Annotated in this window: 21 protein-coding genes; 5 read left to right on the top strand and 16 right to left on the bottom strand. The window is 72.4% G+C overall.

Annotated elements, in window-relative coordinates:
- Positions 1 to 8: 8 nt before the first annotated feature.
- The 3 genes from VMF70_10465 to VMF70_10455 all read left to right on the top strand — a co-directional run bounded on the left by VMF70_10465 (position 9) and on the right by VMF70_10455 (position 3254).
- A complete protein-coding gene (locus tag VMF70_10465; protein HTT68441.1) occupies positions 9 to 1112 on the top strand; it encodes a prephenate dehydrogenase/arogenate dehydrogenase family protein in 1104 nt (367 codons plus the stop codon).
- Positions 1113 to 1174: 62 nt separating this feature from the next.
- Positions 1175 to 2194 (top strand): putative zinc-binding metallopeptidase, encoded by a 1020-nt coding sequence (locus VMF70_10460; protein ID HTT68440.1) that lies wholly within the window; start codon positions 1175 to 1177, stop codon positions 2192 to 2194.
- A gap of 7 nt (positions 2195 to 2201) precedes the next feature.
- The gene (locus VMF70_10455) at positions 2202 to 3254 is read left to right on the top strand and encodes an ATP-grasp domain-containing protein (protein ID HTT68439.1); all 1053 of its coding nucleotides are present in this window, start codon (positions 2202 to 2204) and stop codon (positions 3252 to 3254) included.
- Here VMF70_10455 and VMF70_10450 read toward each other — a convergent pair.
- The 11 genes from VMF70_10450 to VMF70_10400 all read right to left on the bottom strand — a co-directional run bounded on the left by VMF70_10450 (position 3251) and on the right by VMF70_10400 (position 12902).
- The gene (locus tag VMF70_10450) at positions 3251 to 4267 is read right to left on the bottom strand and encodes a sugar phosphate nucleotidyltransferase (protein HTT68438.1); all 1017 of its coding nucleotides are present in this window, start codon (positions 4265 to 4267) and stop codon (positions 3251 to 3253) included. The genes VMF70_10455 and VMF70_10450 overlap by 4 nt on opposite strands.
- Position 4268: 1 nt before the next feature.
- Positions 4269 to 4637: a cupin domain-containing protein gene (locus VMF70_10445; GenBank protein ID HTT68437.1), complete on the bottom strand. Its 369-nt coding sequence runs from the start codon at positions 4635 to 4637 to the stop codon at positions 4269 to 4271.
- On the bottom strand, positions 4634 to 5212 hold the full coding sequence (locus VMF70_10440) for a 4Fe-4S dicluster domain-containing protein (GenBank protein ID HTT68436.1): 579 nt from the start codon (positions 5210 to 5212) through the stop codon (positions 4634 to 4636). The genes VMF70_10445 and VMF70_10440 overlap by 4 nt, the downstream gene beginning before the upstream one ends.
- Positions 5209 to 8265: a M1 family metallopeptidase gene (locus VMF70_10435; GenBank protein HTT68435.1), complete on the bottom strand. Its 3057-nt coding sequence runs from the start codon at positions 8263 to 8265 to the stop codon at positions 5209 to 5211. The genes VMF70_10440 and VMF70_10435 overlap by 4 nt, the downstream gene beginning before the upstream one ends.
- Before the next feature lie 9 nt (positions 8266 to 8274).
- Complete coding sequence (gene atpH / locus VMF70_10430) at positions 8275 to 8841, bottom strand: ATP synthase F1 subunit delta (protein ID HTT68434.1); 567 nt, start codon at positions 8839 to 8841, stop codon at positions 8275 to 8277.
- Positions 8838 to 9380: a F0F1 ATP synthase subunit B gene (gene atpF, locus VMF70_10425; GenBank protein ID HTT68433.1), complete on the bottom strand. Its 543-nt coding sequence runs from the start codon at positions 9378 to 9380 to the stop codon at positions 8838 to 8840. Before atpF ends, atpH begins: the two co-directional genes overlap by 4 nt.
- Positions 9377 to 9640 (bottom strand): ATP synthase F0 subunit C, encoded by a 264-nt coding sequence (gene atpE / locus VMF70_10420; GenBank protein HTT68432.1) that lies wholly within the window; start codon positions 9638 to 9640, stop codon positions 9377 to 9379. The genes atpF and atpE overlap by 4 nt, the downstream gene beginning before the upstream one ends.
- A gap of 33 nt (positions 9641 to 9673) precedes the next feature.
- On the bottom strand, positions 9674 to 10531 hold the full coding sequence (atpB, locus tag VMF70_10415) for a F0F1 ATP synthase subunit A (GenBank protein HTT68431.1): 858 nt from the start codon (positions 10529 to 10531) through the stop codon (positions 9674 to 9676).
- Positions 10528 to 10881 carry a hypothetical protein gene (locus VMF70_10410; protein ID HTT68430.1) on the bottom strand — a complete coding sequence of 118 codons (354 nt, stop codon included), beginning with the start codon at positions 10879 to 10881 and terminating at the stop codon, positions 10528 to 10530. The genes atpB and VMF70_10410 overlap by 4 nt, the downstream gene beginning before the upstream one ends.
- On the bottom strand, positions 10878 to 11150 hold the full coding sequence (locus tag VMF70_10405) for an AtpZ/AtpI family protein (GenBank protein HTT68429.1): 273 nt from the start codon (positions 11148 to 11150) through the stop codon (positions 10878 to 10880). Before VMF70_10405 ends, VMF70_10410 begins: the two co-directional genes overlap by 4 nt.
- Before the next feature lie 99 nt (positions 11151 to 11249).
- Complete coding sequence (locus tag VMF70_10400; GenBank protein ID HTT68428.1) at positions 11250 to 12902, bottom strand: tetratricopeptide repeat protein; 1653 nt, start codon at positions 12900 to 12902, stop codon at positions 11250 to 11252.
- Between the two features lie 149 nt (positions 12903 to 13051).
- On the opposite strand from VMF70_10400, the gene VMF70_10395 reads away from it, so the two are divergent.
- Entirely contained in the window at positions 13052 to 14068 is a 1017-nt protein-coding gene (locus tag VMF70_10395) for a MoxR family ATPase (protein ID HTT68427.1), read from the top strand.
- A gap of 21 nt (positions 14069 to 14089) precedes the next feature.
- Here VMF70_10395 and VMF70_10390 read toward each other — a convergent pair whose 3' ends face one another.
- The 5 genes from VMF70_10390 to VMF70_10370 form a co-directional block, all read right to left on the bottom strand.
- On the bottom strand, positions 14090 to 16936 hold the full coding sequence (locus VMF70_10390; GenBank protein HTT68426.1) for a DUF4388 domain-containing protein: 2847 nt from the start codon (positions 16934 to 16936) through the stop codon (positions 14090 to 14092).
- 113 nt (positions 16937 to 17049) lie between these two features.
- A complete protein-coding gene (locus VMF70_10385) occupies positions 17050 to 19698 on the bottom strand; it encodes a carboxypeptidase-like regulatory domain-containing protein (protein ID HTT68425.1) in 2649 nt (882 codons plus the stop codon).
- Between the two features lie 8 nt (positions 19699 to 19706).
- Complete coding sequence (locus VMF70_10380) at positions 19707 to 20546, bottom strand: hypothetical protein (protein HTT68424.1); 840 nt, start codon at positions 20544 to 20546, stop codon at positions 19707 to 19709.
- Positions 20547 to 20548: 2 nt separating this feature from the next.
- On the bottom strand, positions 20549 to 21055 hold the full coding sequence (locus tag VMF70_10375) for a hypothetical protein (protein ID HTT68423.1): 507 nt from the start codon (positions 21053 to 21055) through the stop codon (positions 20549 to 20551).
- Positions 21056 to 21167: 112 nt separating this feature from the next.
- Positions 21168 to 21665, bottom strand: a complete 498-nt coding sequence (locus tag VMF70_10370) for a hypothetical protein (protein ID HTT68422.1) — start codon at positions 21663 to 21665, stop codon at positions 21168 to 21170.
- 506 nt (positions 21666 to 22171) lie between these two features.
- Here VMF70_10370 and VMF70_10365 point away from each other — a divergent pair.
- Positions 22172 to 24837: AAA family ATPase (locus tag VMF70_10365; GenBank protein HTT68421.1), on the top strand; the 2666-nt coding region annotated here is incomplete at its 3' end.

The following is a 24837-nucleotide window of genomic DNA, read 5'->3' as shown; positions in this document are numbered from 1 at the left end:
ACCCCACCGTGACCGACGCGCTGGCCGACCTCAGGGCCCGCATCGCCGCCGTGGACGCGGAGCTGGTGGCGCTGGTGGCGCGGCGGCTGGCGCTCGCGCGGGACGTCGGCGCCGCCAAGCGGGCCGCCGGTCTCCCGGTGCGCAGCTTCGGCACCGAGGCCGAGGTGCTGGCGCGGTTCCGCGAGGAGGCCGGTCGTCACGGGCTCGACCCGCGGCTCGCCGGCCGGCTCGCGCACCAGCTGATCAGCGCGTCGGTGCAGCTCCAGGAGGAGGCGCGCGCCACGGCGGGCAGCAAGGCGCAGCGCATCCTCCTGGTGGGCGGCGCCGGGAAGATGGGGCGGTGGCTGGCGCGGTTCTTCCTCGGCCAGGGCCACCGGGTCACGGTCCTCGACCCCGCGGGCGAGGTGGACGGTTGCGCGTCGGCACGCGACCTCCCGGCCGGACTCGACGGCGCGGACGTCGTGATCGTCGCGACGCCGCTCACCCCGGGCGTGGGCGTGCTGCGGAAGATCCTCGCCCGGCGTCCCACCGCCCTGGTCGCCGACGTCTTCAGCCTCAAGAGCCACGTGCTCGGGGACCTCGAGCGGGCGGCCGCCGGCGGGCTCGCGGTCGCGAGCCTCCATCCGCTGTTCGGGCCCGAGGTCCGGACGCTGGGCGGGCGCGTGCTGGCGGTGCTGGACTGCGGCAACCCGGCCGCGGCCGACGCTGCGGCCGCCCTGTTCGGCGACACCGCGCTCACGATCACCCGCCTGCCGGTGGCCGAGCACGACGCCTACATGCAGTACGTGCTCGGCCTGAGCCACCTGGTCGCGATCCTGTTCTTCACCACGCTCGAGCGGAGCGGGCGCGACTTCGACCAGCTCGCGCGCATGGCGAGCACGACGTTCCTCAAGCAGGCGCGCACCGCGGCGGAGGTCGCCCGCGAGAACCCGCTGCTGTACCACGAAATCCAGGCGCTCAACCGTCATTCGCGGGACCTGTTCACGCTGCTCCACGGCAGCCTCGAGGCGATCGAGTCCGCCGCCCTCGCCGGCGACGGCGCGGCGTTCGTCGAGCTGATCGAGCGGGGGCGGGAGTGGTTCCCGGCCGCACTCCCCGCCGAGCTGGAATGACCCCGGACGTATTGTTCTGAGCCCGCCCCGCTGTTAGCGTAGGGCAACGCCACCCGCGCGCCGTGCCGCCATTCGAGACCACCCCCGCCGACGTCGAGCACCTCCTCGGCAAGCCCATCCGGGAGCTGGGGCTGAAGCTCGAGGGATCCGCGCTCGACAAGTACGTCCATGCGCTGTACCGGGAGATCGAGCGCAAGGGGCTGCGGCAGTTTCGCCCGGCGTGCTATCTCACCGACGAGTGGGGCTGCCCGTCGGGGGAGCCGGTGATCGGCATCCCGTTCTACCTCGCCGATCCCAAGCTCGCGGCGCTCGAGAGGGACATGAACGATCTCGAGGACGAGCGCGAGATCATGATGTACCTGCGCCACGAGGCCGGGCACGCGTTCAACTACGCCTACGAGCTGTACAAGGGCGACGACTGGCGCGCGCTGTTCGGCCCGTTCCGACGCGCCTACAAGGAGCACTACCGGCCCGTGCCGTTCAGCCGCCGCTACGTGCGGCACATCGCCGGCTGGTACGCGCAGAAGCACCCCGACGAGGACTTCGCCGAGACGTTCGCGGTGTGGCTCACGCCGCGGTCGGGGTGGCGCCGCAAGTACCGGGGCTGGCCGGCGATGCGGAAGCTCCGTTACGTCGATCGCGTCGCGCGGCGGGTGGCCGACCAGCCGCCCGCTCGGCCGATGGGCGCGACCGACGTCACGGTCGAGGAGATGGACGTCACGGTCGAGCAGTTCTACCAGCAGCACGCGCCCGACGAGGCGCAGGCCATCGCGGAGCTGGCGCTGGACGCTGATTTGGCCGACATCCTGCTCAAGCCGGCGCCGCGGCGCCGCAACGGCATCCGCGCCGCCGGCCCCTGGCTCGGGGAGCATCGCAAGCAGATCGTGGACAAGCTGACCTACTGGACCGGCGTGCGGCGCCCGCTGGTCAAGGCCCTGGTGGAGTCCATCGAGCAGCGTGTGGCCGCGCTGGGGCTGGCCGTGGAGGTCGCGCGGGAGGACGCCCAGCTGGTGGAAATGACCGCCTACGCGACCACGCTCGCGATGAACTACCTGACCCGCGGGCGGTTCGTCCAACCGTGAGGAGCGCATGACGCAGGGGCTCAAGATCGCGATCCTGTACGACACGTGGGAGGACGGCGGGGAGGAGCCCACCGCGCCGGCCGAGGAGCCGCCCGCCCGCCGCGCGAGGAAGAAGAAGGCCCCCCGGCGGGCTCGGCGCCCCAAGCTGGATCGCGAGGAGATCTTCGACGCCCTCGCCAAGCTCGGGCACGAGCCGTCCTACCTGGTGCTGGACGGTCGCGACCAGAGCCTCCTGGCGGTGGCGCGCTCGAGCGCCGACCTCATCTTCAACCTCACCGAGTCCTACGCCGGCGACGACACCAAGGACATGAACCTCGCCGCGTACCTGGAGCTGCTCGACAAGCCGTACACCGGCGCCGATCCGCACGCGCTCTACCTGGCGCAGGACAAGTCGCTCGCCAAGAAGGTCTTCCACTTCCACAAGATCCGCACGCCGTTCTTCGCCGTCTCGTACAAGGGCCGGCTGGACCACGCGCACGACATCGAGTTCCCGCTGATCGTGAAGCCGCTCTCCGAGGACGGGTCCATCGGCATCGACGCGACGTCGGTGGTCGAGAGCGTCAAGGAGCTGATGGAGAAGATCCACTACATCCACGACGAGTTCGACTCGCCCGCGCTCATCGAGGAGTACATCGAGGGCCGGGAGATCTACGCCGCCATCCTCGGCGAGGCCAAGCCGGAGGCCCTGCCCCTGGTCGAGCTCGACCTCTCCAAGCTGCCCGAGGGCACGCCCCGGATCGCCGGCACCGACGTGAAGTGGGAGAAGGACTCCGAGGGCTACCGCAAGACCCGCTCGCACGTCGTCGAGGGCCTCGACGAGAAGACGACGGCGCGGATCCAGGAGAAGGCCGTCGCCGCCTACCAGGCCCTCAAGCTGCGCGACTACGGCCGGGTCGACATGCGGCTCACGGCGAAGGGCGAGATCTACGTGCTGGAGGCCAACCCGAACCCGTGGCTCAGCTCCGGCGCGGAATTCGCGATGGCCGCGCGCGAGTCGGGCCGCACCTACACCGACCTGATGCGCGACATCGTGGATCTCGCCATGGCGCGGTACGCCTAGGTCGCACGCACCTCGGCGTGAGCGCCGAGCGAGGCCGAGCCCACCAGCCCCTGCAGCACCACCTCGTCCCCGAGGATCGCCCCGTCCAGGCGGACGCGCTCCAGGCGGCAGTTCCGCCCCACGATCGCGTTCGTCACCACGCTGTCGCGCACGATGGTCCCGGCCTCGATGGACGCGTGGGGCCCAACCGTCGAGCGCTCGATCGCGACTCCGTCTTCGATGTAGCACGGCTCGACGATCTTCGCCGAGGCTGCCAGGTGCCGTGCCGCCGGATCGCGACCCGCCGCTCCGCGCAACTTGGCGTCCCGCAACTGCCTTTCCAGCAGTACCCGGTTGGTCTCGAGCGTGGTCGCGACCGTCCCGCAGTCGTACCAGCCGGCGACCTCCGCGGTCCGGATCCGCGCCCCGCGCTCGATCATCCACTGGAACGCGTCGGTGAGGTACCACTCGCCCTGGTTCTGGGGCTTGGCCAGCACGTCCGCGATCCCCCGCCACAGCTGGTCCACCTGACGCACGTAGTACAGGCCGATGTTCGCCAGCTTGGAAATGGGCTCCCGCGGCTTCTCGACGATCCGCGTCATGTAGCCCTTCGCGTCGGTGACGACCACGCCGAAGCGCTGGTAGTCCTCCACCTCCTTCGCCCAGATGATCCCGTCGTCGCGGCTCGTGGTGGCGATCGAGAGGTCGGCGTCGAACACCGTGTCCACGAAGATGATCATCACGGGACCGTGCACGTGCGGCCGCGCCAGGTTGATCGCGCCCGCGGTCCCGTCCTGCACCTTCTGCTCGATGAACCGCGACGGAATCGGGTAGCGCTCGCGCGCGTACGCCTCGACCTGCTCCTTGAGATGACCGGTGATGAAGATCAGCTCTTCGACGTCGAGGCCTTCCAGCCGGTCCATCACCCAGTCCATCACCGGCCGGCCCGCGACCCGGATGAGCGGCTTGGGCACGGTGTGGGTGTGCGGCCTCAGCCGAGTCCCTTTCCCGGCCAGCGGAATGATGACCTGCACGCTAGACCCTCCCGTAGCGGTCCTGGAGGCGGACCACGTCGTCCAGGTGTGATGTCGATGCCTCGAGCACGTCGGTGTGCTCGAGCGCCTCGAACTGGTGTACCAGTCCCGGCGGCACGCGCTGCGCCTCGCCCGCGATCATCTCCCGGTCCACCAGCGCCCCCGCGGCGTCCCGGTAGCGGAAGATCATCCGGCCGCGCAGCACGTAGATGGACTCGTCCTTCTGCTCGTGGTACTGCAGGCTCAGCACGTGGCCCGCTTCGATGTGGAGCAGCTTGCCCACGTACCGGTCCGTGACCGCCCAGTGGATCTCGTAGCCCCAGGGCTTGGGGACCCGCGTGGGCTCGAACCGGTGCGGATGCTCCGTCACACGCCCCCCTCGAGCGACAGGGTGAACGAGGATGGGGTCGTGACGCAAGCCCGCACGCAGATCCCGCACCCCACGCACGCCGTCCCGATCACCGGCCGTCCGGCGTCGTCGAGGTCCAGCGCGGCCGCCCCCACCGGGCACACCCGGGCGCACACGCCGCACTCGATTCCCTGGTACGCGATGCAGCGGCCGCGGTCGAGCGCGAGCGCGCCCATCTTCTCGCCCGCCCAGCCCTCCACCGGCGGGACCAGCGCGCCGGTCGGGCAGACGGTCGCGCAGAACATGCCCTCGCAGGCGATGCACGGCTGCACCAGCGGCTCGATGATCGGCGTCCCGGCCGCCAGTCCCGCGTTGGGGGGCGCGCCCACGACGGCGTCCACCGGACACGCCTCGATGCAGTAGCCGCACCGGGTGCAGGCCGCGAGGAAGGCGGGCTCGCTGATCGCGCCCGGCGGCCGGAAGTGCCGCCGCGGGGCGTAGCGCTCGGCCAGCAGGCTGCCGGCCCCCGTGACGACGAGCTTCAGGGCCTCCGACAGGAACCCGCGCCGGCCGACGGCGTCGTCCCCGCCGGTCACCACGCCTCCTCGAGGCTCCATACGGCCCGGAGCTTGAGCACCCCGTCTCGCGGGCCGCCCGCGACCGCGGCCGCAGGCCGCGACACGAGGAAGGGAAAGTCCAGGCGGGTCACGAAGCTCGTCGGGCCCACGCGGTGCCCGGCGCTGATCCCCAGTCCCGCGTCGCCGGCCGCGGCCCGCCCGATCGCGGCGCGATCGAGCCACGCTCCCTCCGCGAACGCCTCGACCGCGATGGTGCGGAACAGCCCGCCCCGCGCCCGATCGAACACGCGCCAATCCGCCTGAGCGCCCGCACCCACCAGCCAGCTCGCGGCGGCGGCCGGCGCGAAGCCGCGCAGGTCGCCTCCGCCGGGCGCCTGGTAGTCGACTCCGTCCCGCGCGAGCAGGGACCCCGCGCTCCTCAGCAGCGGATTCGCGAAGACCTGGTACGGGTCGGCGCCCGCCAGGAAGATGCGCCGCTGCGGCGGCACGGCCCGGCCGCCCAGCGTCCCCGCTGCCACCCAGCGGGTCCTGAAGTCGAATGTCCCGGTCCGGACGGCACTCCGCAGGTCCACCAGGCCGCGGGCGTAGCTCGCGCCGCGCAGCGAGTGCTGGGCGACGCACCCGGGGGGGACGCACGGCACCGCGGGTGCCTCGATCACCGGGGCGAACGCCTCGCCCGCCGTCAACTCCGCCCGCGCGCTGCCCGACGACACCTCGTCCGTCCGCGCGTGCTCGGCCCACCCCGTGAGCTCGGCCGTATTCGTGTCCGCCCAGCGCGTCCGGTCGAGATAGCGGGCATCGGTCACCGTCATCAGCGTCAGGGCCAGGCCCGCGCGAGCCCGGACCGGGCCCTGGAAATGCGGACTCAGGTCCAGCGATCCCGCCACCCGCTCGCCGGTCCGCCCCTCGACCGACCAGCTCGCCGTCTCCGTCTCGCGCCGCGGCGCCCGGCTCGACACGGGGTTGCGGAGCGAGACGAAGTAGTCGGGCCGCCAGCGGCCGCGCGCCAGGCTGTCGCGGCCGACGCCCGCGCCGGTCGGCCACGTGATCTGGGCCTGGTTCAGCTCGAACCGGCCCAGGTAGTTCGACCGGGACTGGAACCCCAGGGTGAGGCCGCCCGCGTCGTCGTACCAGGCCAGCGGCAGCCAGTTCACGACCAGGCGGTCGCGCCGCGCCGGCGTCGCCGCGGACCACCCCAGGTGATCCTCCTCCACGCCGGGCGCCGCGAGGCGGCCGAGCGCCGCGTTCCACCCCTCGACGTTGTTGAGGTAGTTCCAGTCCATCGTCTGCCGTGCCGGATCGAGCTGCACGCGGCCGGGCTTCGCCGCGGTACGCACCTCGACCGTGTCCCGGCGCTCGATACCCCTCGCGCGCACCGTCACCACCGTGTCCCCCACGGGCAGCGCGACGTCCACGGGCATCACGCCGTCGCCCAGGCGCTCGATCTCGACGTCGGTGACCCAGCCGAGCGCGTCGTGGCGCCGCCGCACCTTGCCCACGGCGTAGTCGACCAGGGGCGTGCCGTGCAGCCACTCGGCGAAGAACCACGCCAGATCCTGGTGCGACACCTCCTCGGCGACCGCCTGGAAGCGCTCCGACGTCACGTGGCGGAAACGCCACCGCGCGTAGTACTCCCGCAGCGCGCGCTCGAACGTCGCCTCGCCCAGGACGTACCGCAGCATCTCGAGGATCAGCTGGCCCTTGGTGTAGACCATCCGCGCGTAGGTGCCGTAGTCGCGATAGTCCTCGGCCGGCAGCACCACCGGCTGGCTCCATCCGTCCAGGTCGAAGCCGAGGATCAGCTGCTGCGTCTGTGCGCTCGGCACGCCCATCCCCCGCGACTGGAAGCTCCACCCGGTCTGGAAGGTGGTGAAGCCTTCGTCGAGCCAGCCTTCCTTCCATTCGTTGTTGCCGAGGATGCCGTAGGTGTAGAGGTGGCCCAGCTCGTGCAGGACCAGCGATTCCCCTGCCCCCCCCAGCATCACCATCATCGGGAACTCCGTGCCGCCGTCCTCGATGCGGTGCACCAGCGTGGCCTGGGGCCACGCATACGATCCGTACAGTCGGTCGAGCCACGCGAGCGAGCGCGTCGCGCGCTCCACCGCCAGGCCCCGGCCCCAGCTCAGGCTGTCGCCCGGGAGGTACAGCGCGTGGATCACCGTGGAGCCGTAGCGCCCCTCCTCGTACACGTAGTCCGGATTGCAGGAGAAGGCGAAGTGCTCGACGCTGTCCGCGTAGAAGCGGACGAGCTTCCTGCCCGGACCTGCGCTCCCGGGCGCCGAGACATCGGGACCAGGGGTGTAGGGTGCAGGGGGTCGCGTGCCGCCGTACCAGTCCCGCTGCAGCGTGACCGGCGTCTCGCGCGTGGCTCTGGCCGCGCCCCACCCGGGATCGCCCGACACCGGCACGCCCGTCGCTCCGCACACCTGATCCGCCATCAGGTCGAGGGTAACATCGTACGTGCCGTACTCTCCGAAGAACTCGCCCTCCGGGAAGAGCGGATGTGCTTCCCACCCGTAGCGGTCGTAGACCGCCACCTCGGGGTACCACTGGGCGAAATCGTACCGCCGTCCCTGGCGTCCCTGCCGCCGCGGCACCACGCTCAGGCGGGAGCGCCACTCCACCTGCACCACGGTCGAGTCGCCCGGCGCGAGCGGGCGCGGCAGCGTGATCTCGGCGACCGTGGAGTCCGGCGCGCCGGGATAGCGGACCGGGACTTCCACGCCGCCCACGGCCACCGCTCCGAGCCGCTCGTACGCGTAGTAAGGATCGGGGAGGATCGCGTACCAGCTCCGGCCGTTCTCCGCCGTCTCGCGCGCCGCCCACTTCGAGCCGGGCCGGAACGCGTTGAGGTAGAGATGGAACGCCATCGTGGCGAGCGTGTCCGGGCTGTTGTTCCGGTACCACATCCGGCCGGAGGCGCTCAGCACGCCCGACGGCTCGTCCAGCCGCGCCGTGATGGTGAAGCGCAGGTCCTGCTGGAAATAGGGGGCCGGGCCCGCGTGGGGCCGCGGTCGGGCGGAGTCGGCCTGCCGGACGAGCAGGGTGGCGACGGCCAAAGCGGCGTACACCTCCTAAGCTTACCTCGCGCTGTCGCCGCCGCCCAGTCGCGCGTGCAACATCAGATGCCGAAGCAGCCCGAGCTTGCGCCGCAGCGATCCGTCGAACACGCGATCGCCCGACCGGACCACCACGCCGCCCAGCAGCGCCGGATCGGTGCGGAAGTGGGCCCTGACCCTCTTTCCGAACACGCGGTCGAGTCGCTGCGTGACGGCCTTCTGCAGCTCGGCGTCGGCCGGCCGCGCCGTGGCCACGACCGCGTGGACGCGGCCGAGCTGGACGTCGACCAGGCGCTCGTACTCCGCCGCCATCTCCCCGATCATCCCCTGCCTGCCCCGCTGCACGACGGCCTGGAGAAAGCGAATGAACGGGACCGGGGCCACGCCATGGAGCGCCCGCTCCACCAGCTGCTGCTTCGCCGCCTTCGCGACCCGCGGTGACATGAAGACCCCTAGCAGCGCGGGATCGGCCGCGAGCACGCCCGCCACGGCGTCGAGCAGCTCGCCGCACCGGTCCACGATGTCGTGGCGCCGGGCCGTGCCGAGCAGGGCGTCGGCGTAGTTGCGGGCGACGGTAGCGTCTCTCACGAGCGCGACTGGTGCAGGCTGTCGAGATACTGGCGGACCAGCCGCCGGTCGGCCTCGCTGTCCAGGTTCCGCTCCAGCACCTTGCTCGCCGCCGCCAGCGACAGCTCCACCGCCTCGCCGCGCAGCTCGGCCAGCGCCTTCTCCCGCTCGGCCACGATCTCGCGCCGCGCCCGCGCGATCAACTCCTCGTGCTCCGCGCGCGCGCGGTCCAGGATCTCCTCCCGCGCCTTCTCCGCGGCCTGGCGGCCCGCGGCCAGCACGTCCTGCGCCTCGCCCTGCGCGCGGGCCAGTTGCTGCTGGTAGTCGGCCAGCAGGCGCTGCGCGTCCCGGTTGGCCTTCTCGGCCTGGTCGAGCTGGGCCTGGATCTTCTTCTCGCGCTCCTCGACCGCCTTGAGGATGGCCGGCCAGGCCCACTTGGCCAGGGCGCCCAGCAGCAGCAGGAACACCACCAGCGTCCAGATCGAGACGCCGGGGTTGATCGCGAAGGGGCCCTTGGGGGCTTCCTCCGAAACCTGCAGGAGGGCGAAGACGGGCGTCACAGAACCTTGAAGAGCAGCGCGAACACCACCGCGGCCAGCGCCACTCCTTCGACCAGCGCCGCCGTCAGGATCATCGCGCCGCGGATGTCGGCCGACGCCTCCGGCTGCCGCGCGATCGCCTCGACCGCCTGGCCGCCGATGCGGCCGATCCCCAGGCCGGCTCCGATCACCGCGAGCCCCAGCCCCAGGCCGGCGCCCAGCAGCGCGTTGTTGTTCTTCGCGACCGCCGCCGCGTCCGCCACGGCTTGCATCATGGACATCTGACTACCTCCGCGAGTCCGGGTATGAGGCGCCTAGTGTTCGTGCTGCATCAGCCCGATGAACGTGGCCGTCAGCAGCGCGAAGATGTACGCCTGGATGAACGCCACCAGCAACTCGATCGCCATCATGAACAGCACGAACGCTACCGACCCGCCGGCGATCGCCCAGCGGAAGTAGTGGATGCCGCCGAACAGGAAGATCAGCGACAGCAGCGACAGGATCACGAAGTGTCCCGCCACCATGTTGGCGAACAGACGGAGCATCAGGGCGAAGGGCTTGACGATCTTCCCGATGATCTCGATGGGGATCATGATCAGCGTGAGCAGCACCGCCGTGATCCCCGTCGTGCCCGGCGGGGTGAAGACGATGGTCTTGAGGTACCCCTTCGGCCCCAGCGTCACGAAGCCGGAGATCTCGATCGTCAGCAGCGCCGTGAGCGCCAGCGCGCCCGTCACCCAGAAGCTGCTCGTCGGCTTCTCGCCGTAGGGAATCAGGCCCAGCAGGTTGCAGTAGAGGATGAACCAGAACAGGGTCAGGATGTAGGGCGCGAACCTCGCGCCGTTCTTGTGGCCGATGCTGGCGATGGCGACGTCGTTGCGCACGAACAGGACGACCACCTCGACCAGGCTGGCGAGACCGCGCGGCGCGCCGCCGCCCTGGTCGCGCCGCCGGGTCAACGCCCGGCCCGCGAGCCACAGCGTGAGGAAGACCAGCACGGCCGCGAGCACCAGGAACACCGACAGTCGCGTGGGCCCCAAGTCGATCGTCAGCCGGCCGACGTGGACCGGCCAGTGGGGCAGGTGGATCTCGCCCCCGAACGGGAGCTCGAGGGTGTGCGAATCCCCCGTGCGCTCGAGGATCATCCGTCCGATGTCGGGCGTCTGCATCATTCGAGAAACCGCGTCTCCGCGTAGAGGAGCGTCAGCAGCACGGTGAGGAACCCCAGCGCCGTCCACAGCGGCGGCAGCACGGCCCTGGTCGCGAGCACCACCCCGACCAGCACCAGCACGGAGGCACCCCGCATCGCGATGCCCGACGCCCAGCGCCGCACGAACTCCGGCGTGCCCGCCTGCATCCCCGGCCTGAGCAGGGCGACCGCAGCGACCTGAGCGGCCGTCGCGATCGCGCCGCCCGCCAGGGCTGCCGCCAGCCCGCGAACTCCTGCCGCGACCACGGCGACCGCCGCCACCACGACTTCGGCGCCGCCGCCCAGCACCGCCATCCGGACCACCCAGCTCACGACGTGCCGTCCCGCGGACCGCGGCCGGGCCCCCTCGTGCCGGGCGACTCGGCCAGCACACGCACGATGAAGGCGTACATCCCGCCTGCGAGACCCACGAGCACGCCGATCAGGGTGAAGATCGGGCGCGTATGGAGCCAGCGATCCAGCAGCACGCCGGCACCGAGAAACAACAGGACGGCGAGGGCCAGCTGGAACCCGGCCGCCACGATGGCGTAGCCTGCGCCGAAGCCGCGGCCTTCAGGGCTCTCGTCCGGTTCCAAGGCCATTCGGGCGGCGGAAATATACCCCTTGTGAAAAGCGCCGCAAAGTCGTTCCCCATTGCGGACGCGGCAGCGATTCCGGGCCCCGGCCCGGGGACCGGTGCTTCATCGATCGACGGCGCCGGCGGGCCGCGAGGACGCGAGCATCTGCCGGAAGCGCGGCTCGTCCCGCAGGGCGTCCAGCTCGGGGAACTGCAGGAAGAACCACAACTCCGCGCCCCGCCGCTCGGCCGGCACTCTCTCGAGGAAGTCGAGCGCAGCCTCGCGCTCCCCGACGGCGGCGAGCGTCGCGCCGATCCAGCGCGCCTGCTGCACCGTGGGGCGGCGAGGATCCTCGATGTCTTCGGCCAGCCGGGCCGCGATGCCTCGTCCCTGCGCGGTGTCGCCCTCGCGGACCGCGAGGATCGCGAGCACCGCCTCGCCCCAGTACGTGAAGCCCTGGGGTCCCAGCCGCTGCGCCTGCTCGGCGTCCGCGCGCGCGCCGGCCCAGTCGCCAAGCAGCATCCTGGTGTGCGCGCGGTCGTTGAGCGTCCAGAACGCGCCCGAATCGATCGCCAGCGCGCTGTCCTGCCACGCCAGCGACTCCGCGTAGCGTCGCTCGACGAGGTAGATCAGGCTGAGCTCGTCGAGGGTGATGGCACGCGCGGGGTCGATGGCCAGCGCGCGGTGGTAGTTCGCCGCTGCGGCCGAGTCTCGACCGGAGATCATCAGGATCCACGCGTACTGGTGGTACGCCTCGGCGTTGGCGGGATCGAGGGCGATGGCGCGCCGAAACGCCGCCTCCGCCGCGGCGAACGAGCGCGGATCGCGGTGGCTCAGCAGGTAGGCGCGCGCCATCCAGCCGTCCGACAGCAGGGAGTCCTGCTGCAGCACCAGGTCCGCCTCCCGCATCCCGCGTGCGACGAGGCTGTCGTCGGGCAGACCTGGATAGGGCCACCCCCAATCCAGGTACAGCCCGTAGGCGTAGGCCGCCCGCGCCCGCGCCCGCACGAATCCCGGATCCTGCGCCGTGGCCGCCTGGTACTCGGCGATGGCGCGGCGGCTTGCGTCGGCGGTCCGGTGGGCGAGGTAGTAGTTGCCGCGCAGGAAGTGGTCGTAGGCCGCCGCGTTGCGGGTCGGGCCTTCGGCCAGCAGCGCCCGCTCGGCCGGCAGGAGCCGGCCCGCGATCGCGCCGGCGACCGCGACCGCCAGATCCTCCTCGATCGCGAGCACGTCGCCGTCGGCGCGGTCGTACTGGCTCGACCACACGGTGACGCCGGTGGAGGCCCGGAGCAGCTCGACCGAGATCCGCACCCGGCCTACGCCCCGGCGCACGCCGCCGCTCACGAGGTAGGCCACGTGCAGCGCGCGTCCGAGCGCCTGCGGTGTGAGCAGCTCCGCGCGCGGGAGCCGCCGCACGGCCGTCCGGGAGGTCACGACCAGCCGGCCGAGTTGGCTCAGCCGCGAGGTGATCTCGTCGGTGAACCCGGCGGCGAGGTAGGCGTCGGAGCTGTCGCGGGATTCGTTGAGGAACTCGAGCACGGCCACACCACGCGCCGCGCGCTCCGTCGCACGGCCGCACGGCTGCGGCGTGCCGTCCGGGCACTGCGCGCGCAGCGCGCCGGGGCCCATCACCACCGCCAGCAGCAGCGCGACTGTGGCCGGAGCCGCCGCGCCCAGGCGGGCGCCACGGCAGGGCCGCCCGGCCGCGGCCCGGCGGCCGGTTCCGGCCGGGGAACCGTGCGCGTACCCTGCGGCGTGTTCGCGCGCCCCCGTCACGCCTGCCTCCGAGGCTGGTCGGGCCGTGGATTCGTGGATGCGCCTAAGCTAGGCCCGCGGAGGCCTTCGAGCCAGCGCAGCGATTCCGTCGAGCGGCCCTTTGGGCGGAACGATTGACCCCGGCCGCGTCGGCGGGGTAACCTAGGTCCATGAGCACGCTCCCACTCCCGATCAAGGGCGAGCGCGACGTCGAGCTGCTCGAACGCCTGGCCGCGGCGCGCACCCGGCTCCTCGAGCAGGTGGGCCAGCGCATCGTGGGCCAGCGCGAGGTGCTCGACGGCATCATCGCCGCGCTGCTCTCCGGGGGCCACGCGCTGCTGGTCGGCGTGCCCGGACTCGCCAAGACGATGATGGTCTCGTCCGTCGCGCAGACCCTGAGCCTGCGGTTCGCCCGCATCCAGTTCACGCCCGACCTGATGCCGAGCGACATCACCGGCACGGAGGTGATCGAGGAGGACCGGACGACGGGCGGGCGTGCGTTCCGGTTCGTCCCGGGTCCGCTGTTCGGGAACATCGTGCTGGCCGACGAGATCAACCGCACGCCGCCCAAGACGCAGGCGGCCCTGCTGCAGGCGATGCAGGAGCACGCCGTGACGGTGGCGAGCCAGACCTACCGGCTGTCCGAGCCCTTCTTCGTCCTGGCCACGCAGAACCCGATCGAGCAGGAGGGCACCTATCCGCTGCCGGAGGCCCAGCTCGACCGGTTCATGTTCGAGCTGCACGTCGAATACCCCTCCCGGGAGGAGGAAGAGCGGATCGTCGAGTGGACCACGGGCGAGACCGTGACGGCGCTCGCGCCGGTGCTCTCGGGGGACGAGCTCCTCGAGCTGATGGGGTTGGTGCGCCGGGTGCCGGCGCCCAAGGTGGTGGTGCAGGCCGCGGTGAAGCTGGCCCGCATGACCCGGCCGTCCGACGCTGGTGCGCCGCAAGCCGTCAAGGAATACGTGGCGTGGGGCGCCGGGCCGCGGGCGTCGCAGTTCCTCGTGCTCGGCGCCAAGGCGCGCGCGGCGATGGACGGGCGTCCGATGGCGGACCTCGAGGACCTCGACGCGGTCACCCTCGCGGTCCTGCGGCACCGGATCGTGGTCAACTTCCACGCCGAGGCGGCGGGGAGGACGGCGGACGACATCGTGCGGGAGGTAGCCGAGACCGCGCGGCATCCGTAGACCGCGCGCGGCGCGGGCGCCCTACTGGCCTTCGGAGATCTCGCTCAGCCGGCCGAGCAGGGGTCGGAGCGCGTCCGCCGACAAACCCGTCTTCACCGTGACCAGGATGTTCCCGAAGCTCGCCGAGCCCGTGGAGAAGGGATAGGCCTCGGACGCCGGCATGATGCGGAGCGCCGTCACCATGGCGGGCCCCGGACCGCCCCGCACGTTGGCCCCTGCCCGCGTTTCCGTCAGCACGATCCGCTCGCACGCCGTGGTCACCTGGGCGACGCGCACCCGGGTGCGGGGGCCCGACGTCGATGCGGTGATGCTCTCGATCGGCAGCCCCTGGATGGCGCCGAGCGTGCCGCCGAGCGCCGAGGTCGCGGCCGCACGGTCCATCGGCGCCCACCCGCCCGCGGCCAGCTCGCGGTCGGCGGCGCAGGTCGCAGTCACCCGCTGCACCGGGCTCAGGCTGATGTCCGCCGCCACCGTGCCACCGGCCGTCGCCTGGGCCTGCGCGCTTCCCGAGACGTAGCCGTCGGCGCTGGCCTGCAGGGCGATCTGCCCGGCGGGAACGTCGCGGATTTCGAACGCGCCCGATCCGTCGGCCACGGCCGAGAGCGCGGTGCCGCGCACCGAGACGTGCGCACCCGCGACCGAACCTCCCGCCGCATCGTGCACGACGCCGTGGACGACGCCGGTCGTGGGCGCGGGCGGCGGCGGCGCGGCCGGCTGGGCGGCGACCGCGACGGGCCGGGGGGCCGGCGTCGCGCGGGCCGGGACCGGCCTCGGCGCCCGCGTCTCGCGTGCAGCGTGCTCGGTGGGCGCGGGACGCGGCGCCGGCGGCGTCGCGACGGCCACGGGCGTCGACGGCCGCGCAGTGGGCTGCGGTGCCGTCGGTGCCGGCCGGCCGCCGGTCTGGGTCACGCTCTGGGCCTCGGCGTTCGCATCGGTGGCGAGGCCGACGCGCCCCGGGCGGCCCCCCCTGGTGATCTGGCCGGCCATGTAGCCCACGAACGCCACGCACGCGATGACGGCCGCGATGGCCAGCGACCGCCCGGGAAAGGCCTGGTGCGGTGCGGGCGTCTTCGCACTGTCCGCTGACCCGACGTCGCCGCCCGCGCGGAAGCGCTCCAGCCTGCGGGGCTCCAGCCGAGCCGCGGGGTCGGGCGCCGGCGGGCCGGCCGCGGCGGCGCGCACGCCCGCGGCCGTCGCGCGCCGTTCCACGGGCGGCCGGGTCCCGGGCGCATCCGTGGCTCGCGTCTGCGCGCCCCCGGTAGCGCCCGCCGCGGCACGGACCTGACCCCGGGCACCGCGGATCATCTCCAGCGACTGGTCCGGAGTCACGAGCCACTGCAGGTTGATGGCCGCCTCCGCGGCCGCCGCCGACTCCGAAACCTGAGCCGCGGCGGGGGTGGACGCCGCCGCTTGCTCTTGAGCGGCGGCCGCCGGCTGCCCGGCAGCCGTTGCCGGCGCCGTGGCCGGCACCTCACCTGCAGCCTCGGCGTGCCCCGCCCCGTTGTCGCCGTGCTGGCCGGGTGCCGCGATCTGTTCGACGTCGCGCCGCGGCGTGAACTCGCCGCGCCGCACCTCGGGACGCGCGCCGGGCGGAACCGCCGCTGCCGCGGCGCCCTGGCGGGGCACCGGCTCGGAGGTCCGGCGATCCCGCGACGGCCCCGAACGCCGGTCCGTCGCGCGACGCGGAGCCTGCCGCCGCTCGACACTCGGCGGAGCCAGGCTCACGGCCCGGCGGCGGTCCGGGCTCGTCCGGCGGTCCGGCCCGCGCCGGTCGATGCCGGCGCGCCGCTCGCGGCCGACCCGCCGGTCGGGAAACGCGCGCTCGACGTGCGCCGGCCCCGCGGCCGCCGCCCGCTGGGCCGTGTGCGGAGCGGCGGGCATCGCCGCCGGTACGGCGCGAAGCTCGGCCGTTCCCCGATGCACCACCGGTCGCGGCGCCGGTGCGACCGCCGGGGCTTTCTCCTCCTCCGGCTCCTCGATCGCCGCCGTGCCCGATCCCGCCGTCTGCCGCACGTGGATCGTGCGCAGGCGCTCGGCGCATTGCGCGCAGTCCACGATGTGCCGCGCCGCCTCCTTGCGCAGCACGGGGTCGGCGAACTCCGCCTCGCGCACCACGTAGGCGAGCAGCTCGCGGTACTCGAGGTGACGAACGTGCGAGCGGCGCTCCACCAGCTGCACGATGCCCGCCGTGACGAGACCGAACAGCGCCTTGCCGACCGCGAACTCGCTCAGCGCGGTCTCTTCGACGATCGCGGTGACGTCGCGCCCGCCGTCGAGCAGCGGCAGAATGTGCTTCTGCTCCTCGGTGAGGTTCTCGGCGGTGGCGCCGAGCTTGTCCCGGACGCAGCGGAACACGAGGTCGAACGAAGGGATCTTCTTCTCGATCTGGCTCCACTCGTCCACCTGGCGCGCGCCTTCGAGCAGCAAGCCTTCGACGTCCAGGGACACGAGCAGGGGCTGGTGCGGCGGCAAGCGGTCGGTGGTGAACGTGAAGCTGCCCTGCTTCCAGGTGAACAGGAAGTACACGGCCTGCTCGACCTGCAGCCGGATGAACCGCTCGAGCTCGCCGCGGTCGATCCGGCCCGAGTCCACCAGGATGCGGCCGATCTGGCGCTTGCTCGTGCGCTTCTGCTCTTCGACCGCCGAGTCGAGCTGGTGCTGCGTGATCCGGCCGCTGCGGACCAGCATGTCCCCGAGGCGGTCGAGGCGGTTCGCCACGGTGGCGTAGCTGACCCGGCCCACGTCGAGGTAGATGTGCCCCTGCATCTCGCCGTCGACGAGGGTCAGGCACCCGCTCTTCCGCCCCAGCGACAGCAGCTGGAGCACGTCGGGCAGGCCTGCCTCCTCGAGGTTTCCCTGAATGGGCACGTCTCAGACTCCGTGCGGACCCGGGATCGGGCGATCCAGCGGTACGCGCATCATTGCATTATGGCGTACCCGGGCCCCGTGCGACACCCCCTGCGGCTCCCCGCGGCGGAGGCTCACTGGCGCGGCTGCAGGGTGAGCTGGAGATCGCCGAACACGTTCTTGTCGCCGGGCCCCGGCGGCACGAAGATCTCGAGCGGCGGGGCGTAGGCGTTGAGTCGGTCGAGCACCGCGTCCGGCAGGGTGACCTCGTAGTCCCCGGGCGGCACGGCGCCCCGGTAGAAGCCCCCGTTGGCGAAGGTGACGACGGTGATCTCCTTGCCGGAATTCAGGTCCCGCAGCACGACCGGCACGCCCGGGACCGGCTCCTCGCCGAGCACCACGAAGCCCGCGATCTCAGCGCCCACCACGACCGGCAGCGCCACCGCGCCGAAGGCGTTGGGCGACGGACGGACGCGGATGACCGGCGCCGGCAGGAGCATGTGCGGGTCGGGCAGCGACAGGGTGTCCACGTCGATCTGGACGGGCTCGGTCGGGAACAGGCCCCACACGGCGAACCGTCCCTCCGAGTCCGTCTGGGCTGCGAGCCCGCCCACCCGGATCGGGATGTCGGGCAGGCCCGGCTCTCCGGGATCCTGCACCCCGTTGCCGTTGTCGTCGCGGAACAGGACGCCGGAGACGCCCGACCGGTCGAGCGCCGCCGCATCGCCGGTCTTGACGAGCCGCGTGCGGGGATCCCACGCCACCGACCCGGAGGCGAACGTCAGCTCGCTGGACCCGGTCTGGGTGGCGAGCCGGCTGCGCGTTCCCACCCGCGGGCCCGCCGTCGCCGTGGTGAGGCCGAGCTCGAGGGTGGCGCCGCCGGTGCGGAACCAGCCCACCGCGGCGTCCAGGCGCAGCAGCCGCGAGATGCGGTGGCCGATGCTCGCCCGCAGCGCCGAAAGGCCGTGCGCGGGCTCGACCGCCAGCTGGCCCTCCACGGTCGATCCGCGAAGCCACGGCCAGGGGCCGCGCAGGATCGCGTCGGCGCTCGCATCGAAGGCGAGCCCCGCGCTGTCGCCCGCGGCGCCCTGGTAGAGCTTGCTGTACAGGACCCCGAGCGAGTAGCGGATCACCCCGATCTGGGTGGTCGCCGACACGCGCTCGACGCCCTGGCGCAGGCCGGCGTTGTCGGTGAGCACGCCCGTGGCATCGAGGTACAGCGCGCCGTGCATCCAGCCCGGCCGCCAGAACACGGAGCCGTCCGTCTCCGAGCCCCCGGAGACCGCCCCGCTGTAGAGGGCACCCGCCTGCGTGTAGCGCGTGAAGGTGGCGCTCGCGTGCAGGTCCTCGTTCGGCTCGTAGTCCGCGAGGGCCCGCAGGTGCCCGTTCACCACCGCTTCGCCCGACAGCCCGAGCGCCGCCGTCGGCGCCGCCGAGACGGCCGCGTACGGCTGCCACAGGGCGCCCCGGACTCCCTGGAAGAACCCGTCGGAGCCGCCCTGCAGGGTGACGTGGCTCGAGAGCCCGTACCGGAAATCGGTGCTGACCAGGGCGTCGCACGGATCGTACTGGCACCGGCCCACGGCGAACGCGTACTCGAACTGCCCCACCGGAAGGCGGCTGACCGGAACCCGGATCGTGCGCTTCTGCTGCACCACCTCGCCGGAGGGGCCGTACAGGACGAGGTTGAACGGGTTCTCGCCGTAGCGCAGCTGCAGTGGGACGAGGAACGCCCCCAACGCGCCCGCCTCCGAGTATCCGAGGAGCCGCCCGCCGTCGTACAACTCCGCCTCCCACCCCGCGGGCACGTTGCCGACGATCGGCTCGACGTCGAACTGGGAGGAGCGGATGAACGGGGCGTTGGTGACCACGGCCCCCTCCACCAGCATCGACCGGAGCCCGTTGGTCTGCACGTCGCCGAGCCGGATCTGCCGGATCCAGGGCGAGTCCGTCCAGGCGCGGGACCATGATGCCTGCAGCTGGGCGCTGGACGCACCGTGATCGTCCCACAGCTGCGGCCGCACCTCCGCGCTGCCGCCCAGCAGCCCCGTGCCGAAGCCCAGCTCCGCGGCCAGCTGGTCGGTCGGCCCGCTGGTGGCCGCCGTCAGCGACCACGTGAAGACCGCGCCGTCCACCACCCGCTGCCGGAGCGCGACGTCGAGCACCTGCCCGGCCGGCGCCGGCCGATAGAGCAGCTGGTGCCGGCGCTCGCGGCGCAGGCGCTGGACGACGGGCAGGCCCGCCGTGCGACCGACGATGGCCGATACGTTCGACCACTCCACGCTGGTCGAAACGCCCAGCAGCCGATCCAGGAGGCTCGTGGCGACGAACAGGTCCCCGTCGTACCAGGCCACGTCGAGCGTGTCGTACGGGATGGAGTCGGGGCCCCGGGTCAGCACCCCCGCGCCGGGCTTGAACACCACGGCGACGTGGCCGGGCTCGAGCACGGCCACCACGGAGTCGTGCAGCGCGAACGCCTCGACGCGGACCTCGGCCATGTCCAGGAACCGGTGGACGGGCAGCAGCAGCGTCGAGTTGATGAACAGCGCGAGCATGACGTCGGACGGGCCGTCCTCGATGTTGAGCTGGACCGGGCCCTCGACGTAGGCGGTGTCCCGACCCGCGCTGTCGCGCGGAATGACGGGCGCGTTATGGAACGCGAGCTGTGCGGCGGACGGCGACGCGGCAGCGCACAGCAGCAGGCCGACCGCGCCCAGCGTCGCGACGCGCCGCTGGAAGCGCGGCCTCGCGGCGGGTGGCATCCGGGTCGGCGCGGCGCTCATGGGTTCCGTCAGCCAACGCGGACGGCCGCCGAATCCGTCACGGTGGGCGCCCGCAGCACCCGGTCCGACGGCAGGTCTGGACGGTCGGCGTGGAGCCGCAGGCGCACGCGATAGTCGCCCGGCGCGATCGAGTCGAGCGGGAAGGAGAAGCGCCGCTGCATCGGGACGTAGACCGCCAGCGTGCTGGACCAGCTGCGCACGATGGAGCCGGCCTGGTTCACCAGCTCGAAATCGGCGGTGCCCAGCCACGCGGCATTGCCCTGGCGCTCCATGTGGGTCCACACGGTGAGCGAGTCCCCTTCCGCCTCGGCCGTCATGTCCCGCACCGTGACGCCGGTCGAGACGGTCCCGTTGCGGAAGTTCACCGACGCCACGAGCCGGATCACGAGATTCAGGCCCGCCCGCACGAGGGTGTCCGCTCCAGCGACCTGCGGGGCCACGCCCTGCCCGGTGACGATCAGCCGCGCCCAGTACTCTCCGGGGGCGAGGCCGGCGGGGGGCCGCGCCAGGAGCCGCACGATCTGCTGGGACTTGGGCTGGAGGAGCACCCGCTGGGGGAACGCGCGGATCCAATCGGCCGCGGACGGATAGTCCCCGGGGTCCTCGACCATCCGGATGAACGGGGTCCCGGCGGAATCCGCGTCGGGGAAGCCGAACTTGATCTCGACCGTCGCCTCCTCGGGCGTGTCCCCGGCGTTGCCGATCGTGACCTGCGCGGAGGGCGCCCGGTCGTCCATGAACACGGCCGTCGGCGACACGTAGATCGCCTCGCTGACGGCCGGCAGGAGGACAGCCACGGCGGCGGCGCTGGCGGCGACCCGCAGGGGGGCGGCGATCCGGTGGCGCATGCTCAGCTCCCCAGGTTGTAGACGGTCAACGCGATCGTGGCGCGGTAGCGCCCGCGCGCCTGGGGCCGGCCGGGCTGCACCGTGCCGCCCAGCCACACGAACAGGTGTCCGTTGCGACCCAGCGAGCCGATCACCGGCCGGTGCGGGTCGAACGCGCGGCTGCGCCGCGGGTGACCATGGCTGAAGTCGGCGAACCCGTCGCCCGGGCCGAAGACGATGGGGAGCAGGGCACCCTCCTCACTGGTGAGCGCGGTGGGCAGGAGGAACTCGACCCGCACGCTCGCGTCGTGCGGCCCCTGGATTTCGAACAACCCCGCGCGATGCGGTTCGAACACCGACACCGACGTGGGGATGCCCGGCAGTACGGTTCCGAAGCTGAGGTCGCTGAGCGCCAGGGCCGTCAGCGGCAGTCTGACCCTGTGGACCTCCGACTGCGCCTGCACGGGCGAGGTCCAGACCGGCGCCGCCGCGGCCACCGCGATCATGCCGAGCGCCAGAGCGCTTCTCATGCGAGACCGGCGACCGTGCCGGTCCGAGAACGGATGCGTGCGAACCACCGAAGCGTGGCCTTTCCCGGACCGACACGGAATGCCGCGGAGAACGATCCCCGCCGCTGGTGCCCTACTGGTACGACACCGTCAGCGTGATCGTGCCCGTGTAGAGGCCCGTCGTCGTGAGCGCCGGCGGATTCACCGTGCCCGCGATGCCGATGACCAGATTCCCCGTCCCGTCCAGCGCCGTCCCGAACGGAGCGGCCGGGCTGAACGTCGTGAACACGGTCGGATACGGGTTCCACTTCAGCCCGTCGCTCGAGGAGAACGTGATCGGGATGGTGGCCCCACCCGTTCCGGTCAGCACGGTCGGGAGCGTGAAGCTGACGGAGACCGCGGCGTTGGGCTGGCCGGAGATGTTGAACCGGCCCGCGTTCGTCGCCAGGCTCGTGGGCGCCTTCGGCGTCCCGGCCGTGACGCTGCCGAAGTCGTCGTCGTTGACCCCGGCGGCCGTCAACGGCGCGACGCCGGACACCTGGGCCTTGGCATTGATCGACGCCGTGGCCGTCGTTTGGGCCGCGGCGTGCGTCGTCAGGATGCTCGCGAAGAGCAGCCCGACGACTGCCATGCCTACCAACCGGTTCTTGCGCGACATTACCCCTCCCTCCTGTGGCAGGACGATGAAACCATGGTTTCCAGTCCGTTGACTGGCCGAAGCTTGCGCGGACACTAACCCTAGTGCAAGAGACAAGCCAAAATACGCCTGTAGCCGCACACAGGTAAGTCGCTATGTCGTTTACGGTTATCTCGCGGCTTGGCCGCCGTTTTGGCCAGTGAGACCGCCGTACAACACCTCCCGTGTTGCGTCGGCGCGATATGAGCCCCCGCCGTCGCCTCGAGGGTGGCCGCGGGCCGCATCCCTAGTCCGCGGCGCGGATTCGAGGATTGGAAAGCTCCCTCGGACCGGGTCGCGGCCGCATGATGACGGACACGGCGCTGCCTGCGCGCGCCGTCCACCGCCGAATTACTCGTCGCCGGATCGCACTTTCGCTTGCGCTGGCGTCCACTTTGGTGACACCTAGGTGATGACCGGCGCTAGGCATTCACCCACCCTCCAGCACCGCGGTGTGGCGAATGAGTGCGCTTCACGAGAGTCATCTTCACGACTACGAGTACCGGTGTCTCGGTCCGATGTCGCTGCGCGGTCCGGCGGGGGAGCGCGTGGCGTTCCGGACCCGGAAGCAGCTGGCGTTGTTCACGCTGCTGGTGCGGCGCCCGGGGCAGCCGCAGTCGCGGGACGGCCTGATCGAGCTGCTCTGGTCCGACGACCACGCGGTGCGCGGCCGCCACTCGCTGTCGCAGGCGGTGTCGCTGGTCAACAAGAGTCTGCGCCGCGAGGCGATCGTGTCGCCGTCGAAGGACGAGGTGGTGCTCCGCGACGGAGTCATCTGGGCCGATGTGGCCGAGTTCGAGCGGTGCGCCGCGCAGCGGCGGCAGCGGGACGCGCGGGCGCTGTGGCACGGCAATCTGCTCGAGGGCATCTGGTTTCCCCGGGCACCGAATTTCGAGCGCTGGCTGGAGGCGGAGCGTCGCCGCCTGCTGGAGACGATGCGGAGGGCGTTGCACGATCTGCTGGTACGGAGCAGGTCGGAAGGCGACTGGGGCGGCATGCGGTCCGTGGCCGAGTCCGCACTGGACCTGGACGGCCTCGACGAGATGGCGATGCTGGCGCAGCTGGTCGCGCTGACACTGCTCGGCGATCGGACGCTGGCGCTGCGGCGGTTCGTGGAGTTCGAAGCGCGGCTGCGGGACGAGCTCGGAGCCGAGCCGGGCCCGGAGATGCGGGACTGGGCACGGCGGCAGCGCTGCAGCGCCTCGGCGCTCCCGTCGGAGACGGGGGAGCCGGGCGGGTCCCGGGTCAGGGAAACGGTGGTTCCGCCGGCGGCGTCGCCGCTCTACGGCCGCACCGCGGAGTTCGCGGCCCTGTGGCAGGCCTGGGAGGCGGCCCGCGGGGGCAGCGGGCGGTGCGTGATCCTGGTCGGTGCGCCCGGCATCGGGAAGACCGCACTCGCGACCAAGCTCACCGACCAGGTGCGGGTCGCGGGCGGCGCGGCGTGCGTGGCGCGCTGTTTCAGGACCGAGAAGTGCGTGCCTTTCGCGCCGGTGTCCACGCTGGTGCGGCAGCTGGCGGGCCTGCCGGGGTTCGTGGCGCTGAGCGAGGTCTGGATCAGCGAGCTGGGGCGGCTGGCGCCCGAGCTGCGGGAGCGGTTCCCCCATGCGCCGCAGGCGCTGGCTGCCGACGACTCCGCGCGCCACCGCCTGTGCGAGGCGACCTGTCGCGCGGGCGAGTCCGTGTCCTTCGAGCAGCCCCTGCTGCTGGTCGTGGACAATGTTCGGGAGGCCGACGAGACGACGCTCGCACTGCTGCACTACTACGGGCGGCAGGTCGCGGGCCAGCGGACCCTGCTGGTGTGCGTGGCGCGCTCCGAGGACGACAGCGGCTGCGACGCGGGTGAATTCGCCGACCAGGCCCGGGAGCAGGGCTTCGCGCAGATCCAGCGGCTCGGTTCACTCGACGAGGCCAGTCTCCAGCAGATTGCGGCAGACGTGCTGTTGCAGCGTGGCCTCGAGCCGTCGGCGCCGATCGTGCAGTCCGTGGGCCGGCTCGCGCGCGGGAATCCGCTCCACGCCACCGAGCTCGCCCTGGCCATTCCCGCGCACGACGGCCGACCGGCGTCGGACTGGCTGCTGGGTCTGGCCGATCAGTCGCGCACGGCGGAGGAGTCGTTCGAGGCCTCGGCGGCGACGCGGCTGGCGGCGCTGTCGCGCGGGGCGCGCGCGGTGACGTCGGCGCTCGCCGTGGCGGCGCGGCCGCTGGCGGAGCACGAGATCCTGGCCGTGACCGAGCTGGCTCCGGCCGAGCTGGCGTCGGCGTTGTTCGAGCTGGAGGGGGGGCGGTTTCTTCGCCGCGAGGCGGCGAGCATGGGCTTCGCTCACGACAGTTACACCACCGTGGCGCGGGGCGCGCTCGAGGAGGCCGAGCAACGCCGGATTCACGCGCGGCTGGCGTCGGTGCTGGCGGAGTCGGCGGCGCGGAACCCCGCGGCGCGCATCGAGGTGGCGCTGCACCTGGAACGGGCGGGGATTCTGGTGGAGGCGCGCGCCCACGCGATGGCCGCCGCGGACTTCGCGGGCACGGTGGGGGCGGTGAGCGAGCGAGCCGAGGCGCTGGAGCTGGTGCGGCGGGTATCGGGCCGTTACGACGGCGAGGTGGCGGCATCGCTCGCCGACTGCTACCTCGGGCTGCGGGAGTTCGAGAGGCTGGACCTGCTGTGCCGGGAGGCTCGTGAGCATCAGGATCTGCCGGCGCGGGTGGTCGGGGAATTCCGCTTTCTGGAGATCGCGGCGGACCACCATTCCGGCCGGGCGGCGCTGTCGCGGATCTGCAGCGCGCTCGAGGAGCTGTTGGGGCCGCAGGGGCCCGGCGACTTCGCGCATCGCAGCGACGCGATGACGCTGCTGATGCGCACGGCCGACAAGACGGGGGCGTTCGACCTCGTGCGGGCGACCGCGCGGGCTCAGCGCCGGGCGTCGGCGACGTCGAATGCGGGCGAGCCTTCGGCGCACGCGCTGTTCGCCAGCGCCTATGTCTTCGCCAAGTACTACTGGCCGCAGCGGGCGCTCCCGCTGCTGGAGCGGGCGCGGGGCAAGGCCGAGCGGGAGCAGAACTGGGAGCTGGAGCACGCGTGCCGGGACGGCATCGGGGTGGTGCTCAAGCAGCTGGGGAGGTTCGCCGAATC

The sequence above is a fragment of the Gemmatimonadales bacterium genome (genome assembly GCA_035502185.1).
In the GTDB taxonomy this organism is placed as follows: domain Bacteria; phylum Gemmatimonadota; class Gemmatimonadetes; order Gemmatimonadales; family JACORV01; genus Fen-1245.
This window is presented reverse-complemented; position numbering and strand designations above follow the sequence as displayed.